The organism is Amycolatopsis kentuckyensis, from assembly GCF_002155975.1.
Taxonomy (GTDB): Bacteria; Actinomycetota; Actinomycetes; order Mycobacteriales; family Pseudonocardiaceae; genus Amycolatopsis; species Amycolatopsis kentuckyensis.
Map to the genome: position 1 here is coordinate 12,804 of NZ_MUMI01000280.1, position 19,106 is coordinate 31,909.

3 protein-coding genes and 1 pseudogene are annotated in these 19,106 nt (G+C 74.4%); 1 reads left to right on the forward strand and 3 read right to left on the reverse strand.

Annotated features, from left to right (window positions below; all coding sequences use genetic code 11):
* Positions 1–64: 64 nt before the first annotated feature.
* The 3 genes from CCN39_RS26465 to CCN39_RS26480 are packed head-to-tail and all read right to left on the reverse strand — an operon-like array spanning position 65 to position 18,893.
* On the reverse strand, positions 65–1,267 hold the full coding sequence (locus CCN39_RS26465) for a cytochrome P450 (protein WP_086846386.1): 1,203 nt from the start codon (positions 1,265–1,267) through the stop codon (positions 65–67).
* Positions 1,264–2,517 (reverse strand): MFS transporter, encoded by a 1,254-nt coding sequence (locus CCN39_RS26470; RefSeq protein ID WP_086846388.1) that lies wholly within the window; start codon positions 2,515–2,517, stop codon positions 1,264–1,266. The genes CCN39_RS26465 and CCN39_RS26470 overlap by 4 nt, the downstream gene beginning before the upstream one ends.
* A complete protein-coding gene (locus CCN39_RS26480; RefSeq protein WP_244211017.1) occupies positions 2,514–18,893 on the reverse strand; it encodes a non-ribosomal peptide synthase/polyketide synthase in 16,380 nt (5,459 codons plus the stop codon). Before CCN39_RS26480 ends, CCN39_RS26470 begins: the two co-directional genes overlap by 4 nt.
* Between CCN39_RS26480 and CCN39_RS26485 the strand changes: the two are divergent.
* Positions 18,871–19,106: pseudogene (locus CCN39_RS26485) on the forward strand (condensation domain-containing protein); the annotation flags it as partial. The gene CCN39_RS26480 and the pseudogene CCN39_RS26485 sit on opposite strands and share 23 nt — an antisense overlap.

Below are 19,106 nucleotides of genomic sequence, written 5' to 3' on the forward strand. Positions count from 1 at the left end.
GCTCAGCTCACACCTGTGGGCTACCCAGTGAGGAGGCATCCGGAACCTCGACCACCCATCGGCGTCACCGGCGGACGTCCAGGGGCAGGTGCCGCACGCTCACGATGACCGCCGGGTTCTGGAACTCGACCGGAGCGTCCGTGGCGACCGCCAGGTCCCGGTACCGCTCGAACAGCACCTCGAACGCGATCCGGCCCTCCAGCCGCGCCAGCGGGGCGCCGAAGCAGAAGTGGATGCCGTGGCCGAACGTCAGGTGCGGGTTCGGGGTGCGGCCCGGGTCGAACACCTCCGGCCGGTCGAAGAACGCCGGATCACGGTTGGCCGCCGCCAGGTCCGCCATCACGATCGAGTTCTCCGGGATGCGGTGGCCGCCCAGCTCGATCTCGCTCGTCGTGCGGCGGCCCAGCTCCGGGAACGGCGGCAGCATCCGGAGCACCTCCTCCAGCGCCGCCGGCAGGCTCGCCGGAGCGGACCGCAGGGCCGCCGCGGAAGCGGGGTTCCGGTCGAAAGTCACCACCGCATTGCCCAGCAACGCCGTCGTCGTGATGTGCCCCGCGATCAGCAGCAGCGCGACGAACCCGACGATCTCCTGGTCCTCGAGGCGCTCGCCGTGGAACTCCGCCTCGACCAGCCTGCTCGTCAGGCCCGGGCCGGGGTGGGCGCGGTGGTGGCGGATGTGGTCGAGGATGTACGCGTTCATCTCGCGGATCGTCGGCGCGATCGCGTCCAGCGCCCGCTGGATGTCCGCCATGTCCGCCGACTCACCCAGCTGGTCGCCGCTGAAGAGGACCTGGGCCCAGCGGGTGAACAGCGGGCGGTCCGCCACCGGGACGCCGAGCAGCTCCGCGATCACGATGATCGGCAGCGGGTACGCCAGCGCGTCGACGACGTCGAAGCGCGAAGCCCCGCCGACCTCGTCGAGCAGCTCGCCGGCGATGGCCCGGATCCGCGGTTCGAGGCCGGCCACCACGCGCGGGGTGAACGCCTGGCTGACCAGGGTGCGCAGCTTGCGGTGGTCCGGCGGGTCCATCCCGACGAAGTTGCCCTTGCGGAACGTCTCGAAGTCCTCCTGGACCGGCGTGAGCCCGCTGAAGTCCGACGAGAACGCCGCCGGGTCGGACAGCACCCGCGAGACGCCCGGGTGGTCGAGCACCCGCCACAGCCCCCGCTCTTCGTCGTGGTGCACCGGGCCGCGCTCGCGCAGCGCCGCCGAGCGGGCCAGCAGCTCTTCGAAGGCGAACGCGACGCCGGATTCCTGGGTGGTCATGGTGTTTTCTCCTCGGTCGTCGTCGGCTCGGATGCGGGGACGAGGGTGTCGGCGCGGGGAAAGCGGCGCAGCGTGGGACTGACCGTGACGACCAGGGTGACCAGGGCGATCCCCGCGGCGCACAGCACGACGGCGCTCGTGCCGGGGAACGTCTGCACCACCAGGCCGCCGAAGGCGGGCCCGGTCGCCGCGGACACCCCGCCGATCACGCCCATCACGCTGGTCAGGCGGCCGCGCAGCCGGTCGGGGGTGAGCAGCAGCTGGTAGGTCCCGATCGTCGTGTTGGCGGTCGGCGGGAGCAGCGCCATGGCGACGAACAGCGCGCCCAGCAGGTAGCCGTCGTGGATCACGGCCGCGAGCGGGGTCAGCAGCGTCAGCACCCAGAACACGCTCATGATCGACACGTAGGGGCTGAGCCGCCGCTGCAGGGAGGGCGCGATCAGCGACCCCACCACGCCGCCGACGCCGAGCATCGCGGCCATCACGCCGATCTCGCCGGAGGTGACGCCGCGTTCCTTGGCCAGCACGATGATGACGATGTAGTAGGCGCTGAAGAAGAAGTTCAGGCTCACCGCGCACGCCACCGTGACGCGCACGTGCCGTTCGCTCCACACCCAGCGCAGTCCCTCGGCCATCTCCCGGCCGAGGTGCCCGCCTTCGACCGGCGCGGCCTCGCGGCGCGGCGCCCGGACGAAGGTCAGCGCGACCAGCGAGATCAGGTGGACGAGCACGTCGAAGGCGAACGGGACGGCTCGCCCGAGGCCGTAGAGGAACCCGCCGACCGCGGTGCCCGACAGCTGCCCGAGCGCGCCGCGCGCCGAGTTCATCGCCACCGCCGTCGGCAGCTGGGCCGGGGGCACGACGCCGGCCAGCATCGCGCCCTCGGCCGGGCCGAACAGCGACCGGCAGCAGCCCAGCACCGCCGCGACCGCGATGAGGTGGGGCACGCTCACCGCGTCCCACCAGATCGCCGCGGCCAGGCTCCCCACGGCCAGCGCGTACACCGCCTCGCAGCCCAGCAGGATCTTCTTGCGGTCCCACCGGTCGGCCAGGGCGCCCGCGGGCAGCCCGGCGACCAGCTGCGCCATCGCGTCGACGCCGAGGACCAGCCCGGACAGCGCGGGCGAGCCGGTCACCGTCAGCACCAGCAGCGGCAACGCGATCATCGACGCGCTGAACCCGGCCTCCGACAGCGCCTGGCTGCCCCACAGCAGCTGGTAGTTGCGATTCCGGGAGAGCCGCGTGGTCACCGCCGCTCCTTCCGGCGGGCCGGGGCCCGGCTGTCGGCGGCGATCCGCCGCAGCGCCGTCGCGAAGTCGCCGGCCAGCGCTTCGGCGGTCCGCCGGTCGTGGCGGCCCGGCTGGTAGATCAGCGAGAACACGAGCTCGCCGTCCTGGACCGCGCCGACCAGGTCGAGCAGGTGCGGGTGGTGCTCGGCCGGGTCGTGGTCGCGGCCGAGCGAACCGCGGACGGCCGCGTAGAGGCTCTCGGCCGTCGCCGGCCCGGCGGCCCCGTCCCACTGGCCGAGGTAGTTGAACGAGATCTGCGGTGGGTGGCCCGCGAGCCGCTCCCGGACGTCCGGTTCGCCGAGGTGGCGGAGGGCGCCGTAGCCGAAGCCGTTGCCGGGCACGGCCCGCAGCTGCTTGCGGACGGACTTGACGAGCGTCCGCCAGTCGGTTCCCTCGGTGTCCGCGATGGACAGGGCCACCGGGAACAGCGTGGTGAACCAGCCGACCGTCCGGTTGAGGTCGACGCCGTCGAGGACGTCCTCCCGGCCGTGGCCTTCCAGCGCGATCGCCACGTCCGGGCGGCCGGTCCACCGGGCCAGCGCCCAGGCCAGCGCGGTGAGCAGGACGTCGTTGACGCGCGTGCGGTAGGCCGCGGGCGCCGACCGCAGCAGGGCGTCGGTGTCGCCGGCCTCCAGCACCACGGTGACCTCCGCGGTGCCGGTCTCGCCGCCGTCGTGGTCCACCGGCAGCGCGCCCGCGGCGGGCAGGCCGGTCCAGTACGCCAGTTCGCCGTCGAAGCCGCCGGCGCGGACGTGGTCGCGCAGGCGGTGCGCCCAGTCCCGGAACGACGTCGTCCGCGGGCCGAGGTCGATCGGGACGTCCCGGGCGGCCTGGCGGTAGGCGGTGTCGAGGTCGTCGAGCAGGATGCGCCAGGAGACGGCGTCGACCACGACGTGGTGCGCGGCCAGGAACAGCCGCGGCCGCCACGCCGGACCGGCCGTCACCAGGACCGCCGCCAGCAGCGGACCGCGCGCAAGGTCGAACCCGGCGTGGACGGCGTCGGCGATCCGCTCCAGCGCGGCCGGCCGGTCGGCCTCGGGCACGGCGGTGAGGTCCTCGTGGCGCAGCCCCGGCACCGGCTCGACGTCGGCGTTGTGCTGGTGCCAGCCCTCTTCGGTGTGGGTGAAGCGCATCCGGAGGGCGTCGTGGTGGGTCCACACCGCGGTGAGGGCTTGCCGGAGGGCGCCGGCGTCGAAGCCGTCGGCCAGCTCGACCAGCATCGACTGGTTGAAGTGGTGCGGGTTGACGGTGTGGGTGGCGAAGAACCAGTCCTGGATCGGCGTCAGCGGCACCGGCCCGACGACCGGGCCGCCGGCCTCGGTGCTTTCGGCCACCACACCGGCTTCGGGAGCGAGCGCGGCGACGGTCTGGTGCAGGAAGATGTCCTTTGTGGACACCTGCAGCCCGGCCTGCCGCGCCCGCGAGACGACCTGCATGCTGAGGATGGAGTCGCCGCCCAGCTCGAAGAAGTTGTCGGCGGTGCCGACCCGGTCCAGGCCGAGGACCTGCGCCCAGACCGCGCAGAGCGTGCGCTCGGCCGGGGTCACCGGCTCGACGTGCCGGGCGGCGGTCTCGGCCACGGCGGCGACCACGGGCAGCGCGCGGCGGTCGACCTTGCCGCTCGGGTTGAGCGGCAGCGCGGGCAGCTCCAGCAGGGCTGAGGGCACCAGGTGGCCGGGCAGCGACCGGGCGAGGAACTCACGCAGCTCGGCGGGACTGACCGGGCCAGGTTCCGGCGAGGAGTGCCGCCCGTTGTCGGCCGGAGTGCGCGGCGCGGCGTGCGGTGCGGTCTCCGACGAAGTGCGCGGCCCGGTGTCCGGCCCAGCCTCCGGCGAAGTGCGCGGCCCGGTGTGCGGCCCAGCCTCCGGGGAAGTACGCGGCCCGGTGTCCGACTCAGCCTCCGGCGAAGTACGCGGCCCGGTGTCCGACCCGATCCCCGGCCCGGTCTTCGGCTCGGCGACGAAGCAGGCCACCAGGCGTTTGTGGCCCGACTCGTCCTGCTGGACGGCCGCCACGGCGGCGGCCACTCCGGGGTGGCGGGTCAGGGCCGCTTCGACTTCGCCGAGTTCGATGCGGAAGCCGCGGACCTTGACCTGGTCGTCGGCGCGGCCGGAGAACTCCAGGTGCCCGGCGGCGGTCCACCGGACGACGTCGCCGGTGCGGTACATGCGCTCCCCCGGCGCGCCGAAGGGGTTGGCGGTGAACCGGTCGGCGGTCAGGCCGGGCCGGTCGAGGTAGCCGCGGGCCAGGCTCGGTCCGGCCACGTACAGTTCGCCGGCCACGCCGATCGGCACGGGCTGGAGCGCGGCGTCGAGCACGTAGACGCGGGTGTTCGGGATGGGGCGGCCGATGGGCGGTGGCGTGCCCGGTTGCAGCGGTTCGCTCCAGGTCGCGACGATCGTCGACTCGGTGGGGCCGTAGGCGTTGATCATCCGGCGGCCGGGTGCCCACCGGTCGACGAGTTCGGCCGGGCACGCGTCCCCGCCGACGACGAGCGTGCGCAGGTCCGGCAGCTCGGCCGCCGGGACGGTGGCCAGCGCGGCGGGCGGGATCAGGGTGTGGCTGATCCGGTGGCCGGCGAGGAACTCGGCGAGCGGTTCGCCGAGCAGCGGCTCGGGCGGGACGACCACGAGCGCGGCACCGGCGGGCAGGGCCAGGCAGAGCTCGAGGATGGAAGCGTCGAAGCTCGGCGAGGAGTAGGCCAGGACGCGATCGCCCGCGGCGACCCGGAGGTGCTCGGCCTCGGCGGCGGCGAAGGACGCCAGCCCGGCGTGGGTGACGACCACGCCCTTGGGGCGCCCGGTCGAGCCGGAGGTGTAGATGACGTACGCGGGATGCTCGGGGCGCACCGGCACCGCGGCGGCCGAAGCGGCGGGCCGAACCGGACCCCCGCCTCCGAGCTCCGCCGCGGCCTCGAACGACCCCGGGTCGTCGAGCGCCAGCACCGCCACCCCCTCCGGCACCGGCGGCGCCAGCCCCTCCAGCGTCAGCACCAACGCCGGGCGCGCGTCCGCGAGCATGAACGTGATGCGCTCGATCGGGTAAGTCGGATCCACCGGCACGAACGCCCCGCCGGCCTTCCACACCGCCAGCTGCGCCACCACGATCTCCACCGACCGCGGCAACGCCAGCGCCACGAGCCGCTCCGGCCCGATCCCGTACCCGGCCAGCACCGACGCCAACCGCGAAGCGCGGCTCTCCAGCTCGGCGTACGTCAGGGATTCGCCCCCGATCACCGCCATCGCGTCCGGCGTCCGCCGGGCGCGGGCCGAGATCAGCGAAGGCACCGTGAGCGGCTCCACCGGAACAGCCGTGTCGTTCCACGCCCGCAGGACCAGCTCGCGTTCGGCCGCGCCGATCAGCGGCAGCCGGGCCAGCGGCCGGTCCGGGTTTTCCGCAACCCCCGCCAGCAGCACACCCAGGTGCGACGCCAGGCGGTCGATCGTGGCCGCGTCGAACAGGTCCGTGTTGTACGTCAGCGCCGCCCGCAGCACCTCGCCGTCCGGCTGGAACTCCAGCGTCAGGTCGAAGTTCGCCGCCGTCGCCGGTCGCGGGAGTTCCTCGGTCTCCAGGCCGGGCAGCCGCGCTGCCTCGCGAGGACTGTTCTGCAGCACCACCATCACCTGGAACAGCGGTGTCCGGCTCGGGTCGCGGCCCGGCTGGACCGCGTCGACGACCCGGTCGAACGGCAGGTCCTGGTGGTCGAACGCCGCCCGGACCCCCGCCGCGACCTCGTCGAGGAACGCCGTGAACACCGTCTCCGGGCGGACCCGCGCCCGCAGCACGAGCGTGTTGACGAAGAAGCCGACCAGTCCTTCGAGCTCCGGCCGCTCCCGGCCGGACGTCACCGTGCCGACCGCCACGTCGTCCTGGCCGGCCCAGCGGCCCAGCAGGACCTGGCACGCCGCGACGAGCGTCGTGAACAAGGTCGACGACCGTGCCCTGCTCAGCTGCTCGAGCCGGGCGGTCACCGCCGCCGGGACGACGATCTCGTGCGTCGCGCCGCGGGTGGTGCGCACCGGCGGGCGCGGCCGGTCGGTCGGCAGCTCCAGGGGGGTGAGGTCGCGCAGGCGCTCGGCCCAGTAGTCGGTCTGGCCGGCCAGGACCCGCTCGGCGAGGCGGCCGCGCTGCCAGGCCGCGAAATCCGCGTACTGCACCGGCAACGGCGGCAGGTCCGCCGGTTCGCCGCGCAACGCCGCCGCGTAGAACGCGCCGACTTCTTCGGCGATCAGGCCGTTCGACCAGCCGTCGGTGACGATGTGGTGCACCGCCACCGTGAGCACGTGCTCCCGCGGCGCGAGCCGGATCAGTTTCGCCCGCAGCAGCGGCCCTTCGCTCAGGTCGAAGGGTTGCTCGCCGTCGGCGCGCAGGATCTCCGCGAGCTCCTCCTCGCGGGCGTCGACGACCGGCAGCGGCACCGGCGACGGCGGGTGCACCACCTGGACGCCGTGGCCGTCGGCCGAGCCGAACGTCGTGCGCAGCGGCTCGTGCCGGGCGACCAGCGCGGTGAAGGCCGCGGCGAGCGCGTCGACGACCAGTTCGCCGCGCAGGCGCACCGCCGAGCTCGTGACGTACTCGGTGCCGCCCGGCTCGAACTCGTCGAGGAACCACAGCCGCTGCTGGGCGAAGGACTGCGGCAGCTCGCCGTCGCGGGGCACGGCCGGGATCGGGTCCTGCGCCGTGGCCCCGACCGTTTCGATCGCGGCGGCGAGCCGGGACACCGTCGGGTGGGCGAACACCGCCCGCGGCGACAGCGACACGCCGCATTCGGCCAGCAGCCGGGACACCAGCCGGATGCTGAGGATCGAATCGCCGCCGAGCTCGAAGAAGTTGTCCTGCGCCCCGACCCGCTCGACGCCGAGCAGGCGCTGCCAGATCCCGGCGACGGCCCGCTGGGTCGCGGTGGCCGGCTCGGCGTACGGCCGCTGTGAGGTCACCGGGTCGTCCGGTGCGGGCAGCGCCCGGCGGTCGACCTTTCCGTTGCGGTTCAACGGAAGCGCGGCCAGCACCAGCACCACGGCGGGCACCATGTACTCGGGCAGCGTCGCGGCGGCGTGCGCGCGCAGTTCGTCCGGATCCGCGGCGCGCTCGAGGACGACGTGCGCGATCAGCCGGCGGGTACCGGAAGGGTCCGTGTGGACGCTCGCGACCGCCTGGGCGACCGCCGGGTGCGCGGCCAGCACGGCCTCGACCTCGGCGGGCTCGATCCGGAACCCGCGCAGCTTGACCTGGTCGTCGGACCGGCCGAGGAACACGAGTTCGCCGTCGGGACCGCGGCGGACGACGTCGCCGGTGCGGTACATCCGCTCCCCCGGCGCGCCGAACGGGTCGGGGACGAACCGCTCGGCGGTCAGGCCGGGCCGCCCGAGGTAGCCGCGGGCCAGGCCCGCGCCGGCCAGGCACAGCTCGCCGGGGGCGCCGGCGGGCAGCGGGCGCAGCTCGGCGTCCAGCACGTACGCGCGCATGCCGTCCAGGGGACGGCCGATCGGCACCGGCTCCGGCACTGCCTCCCCGGTCATCCGGAACGCGGTGGCGAACGTGGTGGTTTCGGTGGGGCCGTAGCCGTCGACCACGACGAGGCCGGGGCACGCGGCCTGGACCGCCCGCACCACGGCGGGCGGGACGACGTCGCCGCCGGTCCACACCTCGCGCAGGCCGCGCAGGGCGTCCGGGGCGTCCTGGGCGAGCAGCCGGAAGAGCCCGGCGGTCAGCCACGCCGACGTCACCCCGTGCGCGGATACCGCGCGCCGCAACGACAGAGGAGTCAGGTCGGGCCCGTCGGGCAGGACCGTCGCGCCGCCGTTGAGCAGCGGGACCCACAGTTCGTAGGTGGAGGCGTCGAAGGCCAGCGGCGAGTGCGAGAGGACCCGCGTGTGGGCGCCGCCGGCGAACCGGCCGTCCTGGGCGAGCGCGGTGATGTCGCGGTGGCGCACGGCGACGCCCTTGGGGACGCCGGTGGAGCCGGACGTGTACATGACGTAGGCGAGGTTTTCGGGTCCCGCAAACGATTGCGCAGCGGTGGCCGACCGCTGCTCGCCGACCGTCAGCACCGGTCCACCGTGGACGGCTTCGGCGGCGGGCACCCAGGTGTCGCCGGCCACGACGACCGACACCCCGGCCTCGGCGAGCACCGCACGCAGCCGCTCGTGCGGCGCCCGGGTGTCCAGGGGCACGTAGGCCGCCCCCGCCTTCAGCACGGCGAGTTCGGCGACGACGTGCGCGAGCGACGGTTCGAGCAGCAGCCCGATCCGGTCCTCCACGGCGACGCCGAGGTCGGTCAGCCGCCCGGCCAGGTGGTTGGCGCGCCCGTCGAGCTCCGCGTAGGTGAGGGTCCGGTCGCCGGCGAGCACGGCCGGGTCGTCCGGACGCCGCCGCACCTGGTCGGCGAACAGCGCGGGCACCGTGGACGGCGTCCCGGCGGCGCCCGGGCCGTGGGCGTCGGCGAGCACCCGCGCGCGTTCGGCCGCGCCGACCCACGGCACCCGGGCCAGGGGCCGGTCCGGGTCCGCGGCGACCGCGTCGAGCAGCTGGACCAGGCGGTCGGTCATGGCCGTGACGGTGCCGGCGTCGAACAGCGCCGGGTCGTAGGCGAGGTCGAGCGCGAGGCCTTCGTCGAGGGACGCGCGCAGGCACAGCGGGAAGTTCGTGGCGTCGGCCGAGGCGACCTCGACGACCCGGGGCGCGCCCGCGGTGGCGGGCTCGCTGATCGGGTAGTTCTCGAACACGACCATGCTGTCGAACAGGTTCTGCCCCGCGGGGACGTCGCTGAGCGGGCGCAGCCGGGCCAGCGACACGAAGTCGTGGTCGCGGGCCTCGCTCTGGGCGGTCTGCAGCTGCCCGAGCCACCGCGCCACCGGCAGGGTGGTGGCCACGCGGACACGGGTGGGAATCGTGTTGATGAACAGCCCGATCATGGTCTCCACGCCGGCCAGGTCGGCCGGGCGGCCGGACACCGTGGTGCCGAAGACGACGTCCCGGTCCCCCGACAGCATCGCCAGCAGCAGTGCCCAGCCGCCCTGCACGACGGTGTTGACGGTCAGGCCGTGGGTCTTGGCGAACTCCCGCAGCCGCAGCGTCGCGGCCGGCGGCAGCTCGATCCGGACCGAGTCGGTGGAGCGGGACTGGTGGGCTTCGGCCGGCGGGCGGTCGTAGGGCAACGCGGTGGGCGCGTCGAAGCCGGCCAGGGTGTCCCGCCAGAAGCCGTCGGCGGCCGCCTGGTCGCGTTCGGCCAGCCAGCCGAGGTAGTCCCGGTACGGGCGGCGGGTGACCAGGGCGGGCCGGACACCGGCGGACGCGGCGGCGTACTCCTCGCAGGCTTCGGCGAAGACCTGCGCGGAGCTCCAGCCGTCGAACAGGACGTGGTGGGACGTCCAGATCAGGTCGACCTCGTCGCCGGGCAGGGCGGCGATCGCCAGCCGGGTCAGCGGCGCCCGGGTCAGGTCGAACGGGACGGCCCGGTCGGCCGCCAAGGCCTTCTCCAGGGCGGCTTCGCGTTCCGCCGGGCCGAGGTCGCGCCAGTCGTGGTGGGTGACCGGCAGGGTCGCGGCGCGCTCCACCACCTGCACGGGCTCTTCGACGCCCGTCCAGACGAGCCGGGTGCGCAGCACCGGGGTGCGGTCGACGACCCGCTGCCAGGCCGCGGCGAGGGCGGCCGGGTCGGCGACCCCGGCGAGCCGGATGCGGACCTGCTCGAAGTAGGCCGGGGAGCCGTCGTCGACCAGGGTGTGGAACACCATCCCGGCCTGCAGCGGGGTGAGCGGGTAGACGTCCTCGACCGTGCGGCCGTCGCCGGCCACGGTGTCCAGTTCGGCCGCGCTCAGCCGGGCGAGCGGGAAGTCGGACGGCGTGCGGCCGCCGGCGTCCGGGGTGGCGCAGTGCGCGACGATCTCGCGCAGCGCCGTCAGGACCTGCTCGGCGAGCCCGCGCACGGTGTCCTCGCGGTGGACGCCGGGTGCGTAGGTCCAGGCCAGTTCGAGTCCGCCGCCGTCGACGATGCCGACGACGTCGAGCAGCGCGGTGCGCGGCCGCTCGGGGTCGATGTCGCCACCGGCGTCGCCCCAGCCCCGGTACAGCCCGTCGTCGCCGCCCGCGGTCCACTGTCCGTGGTAGTTCAGGGAAATCTGCGGCACCGGACCGTCGCGCAGGGGCGAGTCCGGGGTCAGCCACCGCAGGGCGCCGTAGCCGAGGCCCTTGCCGGGGATGGCCCGCAGCTGCTCCTTGACGGCCTTGAGCGTCGATCCCCAGTCGCCGGCCACCGGGATGGCGAGCGCCACCGGGAATTCGGCGGTGAACCAGCCGACCGTGCGGGAGAGGTCGAGGTCGTCGAAGATCTCTTCCCGGCCGTGGCCTTCCAGGGCGACCAGCACGCGGTCGCGGCCGGTCCAGCGGGCCAGTACCCGGCCGAGGGCGCTGAGCAGGACGTCGTTGATCTGCGTCCGGTAGACCTCGGGCACGTGGTGCAGCAGGGCATCGGTGGTGTCGGTGTCCAGCCGGACGGTGACCGTGCGGGCGGTCCCGGCGGTGTTCTCCCCCGCCGCGTCCACCGGCAGGTCCGGGACGACGCCGTCGAGCGATTCCGTCCAGTACGGCAGTTCGGCGTCGAACGCGTGCCCGGCCAGGCGGTCGGCCCAGCGCAGGGCGCTCACCGGGGCCGGGCCGAGGTCGATCGGCTGCCCGGAGACCACCTGGCGGTAGGCGGTTTCCAGGTCTTCCAGGAGGATGCGCCAGGACACGCCGTCGACCACCAGGTGGTGGATGACCAGCAGCAGCCGCGGCGGCAGTCCGGGAGACGTGAGCAGCACGGCCGCGGCGAGCGGGCCCTCGCCGACCCGCAGGGTGGCACGCGCTTCGGCCGCCACGGTGTCCACATCGGACGCTTCGGGCACTTCGACGTGCCGCAGCGCCGGGAGCTCCGTGTCGGCCCCGGACTCCTGCCGCCACCCGGCTTCGGTGCGGGTGAACCGGGTGCGCAGCGCGTCGTGCCGGGCCAGCACCGCGCCGAGCGCGGTTTCGAGGGCCGGGATCGAGACGTCCGGGTCGAGTTCGGCGAGCGTGGACATGGTGAAGTGGTCGTGGTGGCCGGTTTCGAAGAACCACCGCTGGATCGGCGTGAGGGGTGCCGCACCGGTGAACCCGGTCTCGAGTTCGGCGGATTCGGTGCCGGCCACGAGCGCCAGCTCGGCGATGCTCTGGTGGCGGAAGACGTCCCGGGAGGTCAGCCGCAGGCCGTGCCGCCGGGCCCGGGCGACGACCTGGATGCTGAGGATCGAATCGCCGCCGAGGGCGAAGAAGTTGTCGTCCACCCCGGGTTCGCCGACGCCGAGGACGTCGGCCCAGATCTCGGCCAGTACCCGTTCGGTGTCCGTGCGCGGGGCGGTCCGGCCCTCGGCCGGGGCCGGGTGGAGGGCGGGTGCGGGCAGCGCGCGGCGGTCGACCTTGCCGCTGGTGGCCAGCGGCAGCCGGTCGAGGGGCACGAACACGGACGGCACCAGGTGCTCGGGCAGGGTTTCCTTCAACGCCGTCCGCAGCCGCGCCGGATCCGCCGCGGAACCCGGGACGACGTAGGCGACCAGGCGGGCGTGACCGTCGTCGTGACGGGCGACGACCACCGTGTCGGCGACCTCGGGCAGCGCCCGCAGGGCCGCTTCCACTTCCCCGGGTTCGATCCGGAAGCCGCGGATCTTCACCTGGTCGTCGCCGCGGCCGAGGTATTCCAGGTGGCCTTCGGCGGTCCAGCGGGCGCGGTCGCCGGTGGCGTACATCCGGCTGCCGGGCGGCCCGAAGGGGTCGGCGCGGAAGCGATCCCCGGTCAGCCCGGGGCGGTTGAGGTAGCCGCGGGCCAGCTGGACGCCGGAGAGGTGCAGTTGCCCGGGCACGCCGATCGGGGCCGGGCGCAGCCGGTCGTCGAGGACGTGGGCGCGCACGTTCCCGAGCGGGCGGCCGATCACTTCGCGCGCGGTCTCGCCGATCCGGCAGAGGGTCGCGTCGACCGTGCACTCGGTCGGGCCGTAGAGGTTGAACGCGGTGACGCCGTCGAGGTCGCTCAGGGCACGCCACAGCGTTTCGCCGACGGCTTCCCCGCCGATCAGCAGCACGGACGGGCGGTGGTCCCCGAACCCGGCGTCCAGGAGGTGCCGGACGAACGAGGGCGTCGAGTTGACCAGGTCGATCCGGTGCTCGGTGACGTAGCCGGCGAGCACGGCGGGGTCGAGCCGGGTGTCGGCGTCGATCACGTGCAGTTCGTGCCCGGCCGTGAGCATCAGCAGCACGGTTTCCCAGGACGCGTCGAAGGAGAACGCCGCGGTCAGCGCCACCCGCAACCGGTCCGCCCCGGCCGCGGCGGTGAACTGGCCGGCGTGGTCGACGGCGAAGTTGGCCAGGGCGCGGTGGCCGACGAGCACGCCCTTCGGCGTTCCGGTGGAGCCGGAGGTGTAGATCGCGTAGGCGGCGTGGTCCGGGGTGAGCGGCGCGCGCCGGTCGGCGTCGGTGAGGTCCGTGCCCGGTTCCTCCGCGGGAACCGGTTCGGTGACCACCAGGACCGGCCGGGCGTCGGCCAGCACCGCCTCCCGCCGCCGGGCGGGCAGTTCCGGGTCCAGCGGCAGGTGGACGGCACCGGCCTTGAGCACGGCGAGAATCGTGACGACCGACTCGGCCGAGCGCGGCAGGGCGACCGCGACGAGCCGTTCGGGTCCGGCTCCCCGGGCGACGAGAACACGCGCGACCCGGTTGGCGCGGGCGTTCAGCTCCGCGAAGGTCAGCGTCGTGTCGCCGCAGACGAGCGCGGTCGCGTCCGGGGTGCGGGCGGCCTGCGCCTCGAACAGCTCGACGACGGTGATGTCCGGCACCGGGCGGCCGGTCTTGTTCCACGTCTCGAGGAGGTCGTGTTCGGCCGCGGGCAGCGGCAGGGTGTCAACCGGCCGGTCCGGGTCGGCCGTGACCGCGGTGAGCAGGACCGTGAGCTGCTCGGCGAACCGGCGCACGGTCGCCGCGTCGAACAGGTCGGTGTTGTAGTTGAGCAGACCCCGCAGGCCGTCCGGGCGCTCTTCGAACTCGACGCTCAGGTCGAACCCGGCGGTGGTCATCGGCAGGGTCAGCTCACCGGCGGTGAGCCCGGCGAGGGCGGGCAGGCGGTTGCCCGCGTTCTGCAGGGTGACGAGGACCTCGAACAGCGGGGTGCGGCTGGGATCGCGGTCGGGGCCGAGCTCGTCGACGATCCGCTCGAACGGCACCTCCTGGTGGGCGAAGGCATCCAGGACCGTCCGGCGGACGGCGCCGAGCAGCTCACCGAAGCCCCGGTGTCCGGCCACCCGGGACCGCAGCACGACGGTGTTGACGAAGAGCCCGACGAGATCCTGCACCTCGGGGTGGTCCCGGCCGGAGGTGATCGTGCCGACGGCGACGTCGTCCTGGCCGGACCAGCGGCGCAGCACCAGCTGGCAGGCCGCGACCAGCGCCGTGAACAGCGTCGTGTCGCGGTCGCGGCTCAGCCGCCGCAGCCCGGCGAGGGCCTCGGCACCGAGGGCGAACTCGTGCTCGGCGCCGTTCGACGTCCGGGTGGCCGGCCGCGGGCGGTCGGTCGGCAGGTCGAGGGGGCGCAGGCCGTCGAGCTCCCGGCGCCAGAAGCCGAGCTGCTCGTCGAGGAAGTCGCCGGTGAGCCGGTCCCGCTGCCACGCGGCGAAGTCCGCGTACTGGATCGGCAGCGCGGGCAGTCCGGCCCGCTCGTCGCCGTAGAGGGTGGCCAGCTCGCCGATCAGGACGCCCATCGACCAGCCGTCGGTGATGATGTGGTGCAGAGCCAGGACCAGGGCGTGGTCGTCCGGGGCCAGGCGGACCAGCCGCGCCCGCAGCAGCGGGCCGCGGGCCAGGTCGAACGGCCGGGCGAGGTCCTCGGCCAGCAGCCGACGCAGGTCGTCCTCGCCGGGAACTTCGGTGACCGGCAGCGCGAGCTGCCACGGCTCCCCCACCACCTGGCGCGGGCGCCCGTCGACGGCCGGGAACGTGGTGCGCAGCGACTCGTGCCGCGCGATCAGCGTGGTGAGCGCCCGGGCGAGGGCGTCGGGCCGCAGTTCACCGCGCAGCCGCACGCCGAAGACCGTGACGTGGTCGGTGCTGCCGGGGGCGAAGTCGTCGAGGAACCACAGGCGCTGCTGGGCAAAGGACAGGGGCAGCTCGCCGTCGCGGTCCACCGGGGTGATCGCCGCGGACAACGGCGTCGCGGACGCGGCGGGCAGCGCGGCGGCCAGGCCCGCCACGGTCGGGTGGTCGAACACCGTGCGCGGGGACACGTCGACGCCGAAGGCCTCGCGCAGCGCGGAGGTGAACCGGATGCTGAGGATGGAATCCCCGCCGAGGGTGAAGAAGTTGCCGTCGGCGCCGACGCGCTCCAGGCCGAGGGTCGCGGCCAGGACCGCCGCCACCGTGCGTTCGGTTCCGGTGCGGGGTTCGACGAACTCGGCGGGTTCCGCCGCGGCCGCGGCCGGGGCCGGCAGCGCCCGCTGGTCGAGTTTGCCGTTGCGGGTCAACGGGAGTTCGCCGAGCGTGACGAACGCCGAGGGGACCATGTAGTCCGGCAGTGACCGGCTCAGGTGCTCGCGCAGCCGCGCGGCGGTCGGCGGGGCGTCCGGGGTCGCGGCGACGACGTAGGCGACCAGTCGCTTGCGGCCGGGCTCGTCCTCGCGCGCCAGCACCGCGGCCGAGCCGACCTCGGGCAGGGCGAGCAGGGTGGCCTCGATCTCGCCCGGTTCGATCCGGAAGCCGCGGATCTTGACCTGCTGGTCGGCGCGGCCGTGGTAGCGCAGGGCGCCGTCGTGGGTGCGGGACACGCGGTCGCCGGACCGGTACATGCGGGAGCCGGGCGCGCCGAACGGGTCGGCCACGAACCGGGCCGCGGTCAGCCCGGGCCGGCCGAGGTAGCCGCGGGCCAGGCCGTCACCGGCCACGTAGAGCTCGCCGGGCACCCCGGCCGGGACCGGGTTCAGGTCCGTGTCGAGGACGTACCCGCACAGGTCGGGCAGGACGGTGCCGATGACGCCCGGGGTGTCCACACCGGACACCAGGTCGTGCTGGGTCACGTGCACGGTGGTTTCGGTGATGCCGTACATGTTCACCAGCCGCGGGGCGCGATCGCCGTGGCGGGCGAACCAGCCGGCCAGCCGGCGCGTGTCGAGGGCCTCGCCGCCGAAGACCACGTACCGCAGCGCGAGCCGGGCACCGGGGTCGTCTTCGTCGGCCCGGACGAGCTGGTAGAAGGCCGACGGCGTCTGGTTGAGCACGGTGACGCCTTCGTCGGCCAGCAGGCGCAGGAACTCCCGCGGCGAGCGGGACACCGCGTGCGGCACGACGACGAGCCGGCCGCCGTGCAGCAGCGGGCCCCAGATCTCCCAGACGGAGAAGTCGAACGCGTAGGAGTGGAACAGCGTCCAGACGTCGTCGCGCCCGAACCCGAAGCGGTCGGCCGCGGCGAACAGGCGGGTGACGTTGCGGTGCGGGATCACCACGCCCTTGGGCAGCCCGGTCGAACCGGAGGTGTAGATGACGTAGGCGGGGTGGTCCGGGGTGCAGCGCGGCGGCGGGTCGGTGTCCGGGCCCTCGGCCACGTCGACGTCTTCGGGTGCGAGGACGGCGACGGGATCGGTGTCGGCGAACATCCGCTCGACGCGTTCGGCCGGGGTCGCCGGGTCGATCGGCAGGTAGGCGGCTCCGGCCTTGAGCACGGCGAGGATCGCGACGACCTGCTCCGGCGAGCGCGGCAGGCGCAGCGCGACGAACCGTTCGGGCCCGGCGCCGAGCGCGATCAGCCGGTGCGCCAGGCGGTTCGCCCGCGCGTTCAGCTCGGCGTAGGTGAAGTGGGTGCCGTCGGCGGTGAGCGCGACCGCGTCCGGGTGCACGGCGACCTGGGCGGCGAACAGCTCGGTGATGGTCGGCGCGGGCAGCGACGGGGTTTCGGCCACCACCAGCCGGGCGCGGTCGGCGGCCGGCAGCCACGGCAGCCGGGCGATCGGGCGGTCCGGGTCCTCGGCGATCCCGAGCAGCAGGGTCTCCAGCCGGGCCGCCATCGCCGCGGCCGTTTCGTCGTCGAACAGCGCCGGGTCGGTGCCGAGCTCGAAGCCCAGCTGCCGGTCGGCGTAGGCGCGCAGGGTGACCGGGAACGTCGTGGCGTCGAGCGCAGTCACCTCGCGCAGGGTGACGCCCGCCTGTGCTGCGGCGTTCTCGTCGAAGGGGTAGTTCTCGAACGCGACCATGCTGTCGAAGAGGTTCTCCCCCGGCGGGACGTCGCTGAGGGCGCGCAGTTTCCCGAGCGCGAGGAAGTCGTGGCGGCGGGCCTGGTTCTGCTCGTCCTGCAGCCGCTGCAGCCACGGCAAAACGTGTTCGCCGCTGTCGATCCGCGTGCGCGTCGGGACGGTGTTGATGAACATCCCGATCATGTTCTCCACGCCCGGCAGGTCGTCCGGGCGGCCGGAGACGGTGGTGCCGAACACGACGTCGGATTCGCCGCTCGAGTGGGCCAGCAGCAGCGCCCAGGCGCCCTGCACGAGCGTGTTGACGGTGAGCCCGTGGCGTCGCGCCACCGCCCGGAGCCGGCCGGTGTCCTCTGTGGACAGGGAGGTCCGGACCGTCCGCGACGAGCGCGTCCGGTGCGCACTCGCCGGCGGCCGGTCCCAGGGCAGCGGGGTCGGGGCGGCGAAGCCGGACAGCACGGACCGCCAGTGGTCTTCGGCCGCGCCGGCGTCCTGGGCGGCGAGCCAGCCGAGGTAGTCGCGGAACGGCCGGTGCGCCGGCACGCGCGGGACCCGGTGTTCGGTGATCGCGGCGTACTGCTCGCACACTTCGGTGAAGATCTGGGCGAGGCTCCAGCCGTCGAGCACGATGTGGTGCGAGGTCCACATCAGCAGCACCCGGTCGTGGGTCAGCGCGACGACGGCGAGCCGCATCAGCGGCGCGGTGGTGAGGTCCAGGCCGGTGGCGGCGTCTTCGGCCGAAAGCCGGGCCAGCTGTTCGGCCTGCTCGGCCTCGGACAGCCCGCGCCAGTCGTGGCGGGTGATCGGGACGACCGCCCGGTGCCGCACGAGCTGCAGGGGTTCCTCGACGCCGTCCCAGACCAGTTCGGTCCGCAGGACCGGGGTGCGGTCGGCGACCTGCTGCCAGGCCTGCGCGAACGCGTCGGGTTCGCGGACCCCGTCCAGGAGCATCCGGGCCTGGTCGACGTAGGCGTCGGCGGCCGGCTCGAGGAGGCTGTGGAACAGCATGCCCGCCTGCAGCGGGGTCAGCGGGTAGAGGTCGTCGACGTCATGGCCGTCACCGACCAACCGGTCCACAGTGGATTGGTCGAGGTGGGCCAGTGGGAAGTCCGACGGGGTGCGGCCGCCGCTGCCGGGCCGCGCGCAGTGGGCGACGATCTCCCGCAGCCCGGTCAGCATCGCCTCGGCCAGCTCGCGGACGGTGCCGGAGTCGTTGACCTGGTCGGAGTAGGACCACGTCAGCGACAGCTCGCCGGACTCGACCACGCCGGTCACGTCGAGCTGGTAGGTGCTGGCCTCCTCCGGGGCGATGTCCGGGCCCGGGCTGTCGTGCCGTCCGCGGAACAACCCCTGGTCGCCGGCCTGGGCGTCCCAGCGGCCGTGGTAGTTGAAGCAGACCTGGGGCAGCGGGAACGCCTGCAGGGCGTGGCCCGGCGCGTCCGGCTCGCCGAGGTACCGCAGCGCCTCGTAGCTCAGGCCGCGGCGCGGGACGGCCCGCAGCTGTTCCTTGACCGCCTTGAGGGTGGCACCCCAGTCCCCCGACGGCGGCAGGTCGAGCGCCACCGGGAACTGCGTGGTGAACCAGCCGACCGTGCGGGAGAGGTCGACACCGTCGAGGACGTCCTCGCGGCCGTGTCCCTCCAGGGCGATCAGCACTCCATCTTCGCCGGTGCGGTCGGCGAGGGCCCGGCCGAGCGCGCTCAGCAGCACGTCGTTGACCTGGGTCCGGTAGGTCGCGGGGACGCGGTGCAGCAGCGCGTCGGTGTCTTCGGCGCCGAGGGTCACGGTCAGCGTGCGGGTGGAGCCGGTGGTGCCCGCGCCCGCGTGGTCGGCCGCCAGTTGCGCCGGGACCCGGCGGGCCACGCGCGTCCAGTGCCCGAGGTCGTCGTCGAACCCGCCGGCACGGACGTGCTGGTCCAGCAGGTGCGCCCACTGGGTGAACGGCGTGGCCGTGGCCGCGAGCCGGATCGGCGCTCCGGCGACGACCTGGCCGTAGGCGGTTTCGAGGTCGCCGAGCAGCAGCCGCAGCGACACCCCGTCGGTCACGACGTGGTGCACGGCCAGGAACAACAGCGGCGGCCGGGTGCCGCGCGACCGCACCGGCGAAGATGGAGTGCTGATCGCCCTGGAGGGACACGGCCGCGAGGACGTCCTCGACGGTGTCGACCTCTCCCGCACGGTCGGCTGGTTCACCACGCAGTTCCCGGTGGCGCTCGACCTGCCGCCGTCGGGGGACTGGGGTGCCACCCTCAAGGCGGTCAAGGAACAGCTGCGGGCCGTCCCGCGCCGCGGCCTGAGCTACGAGGCGCTGCG

What these genes read in the sequence shown, in the direction of transcription:
- CCN39_RS26465 (WP_086846386.1), bottom strand. Translation starts at nt 1,267, where the DNA reads ATGACCACCCAGGAATCCGGCGTCGCGTTCGCCTTCGAAGAGCTGCTG.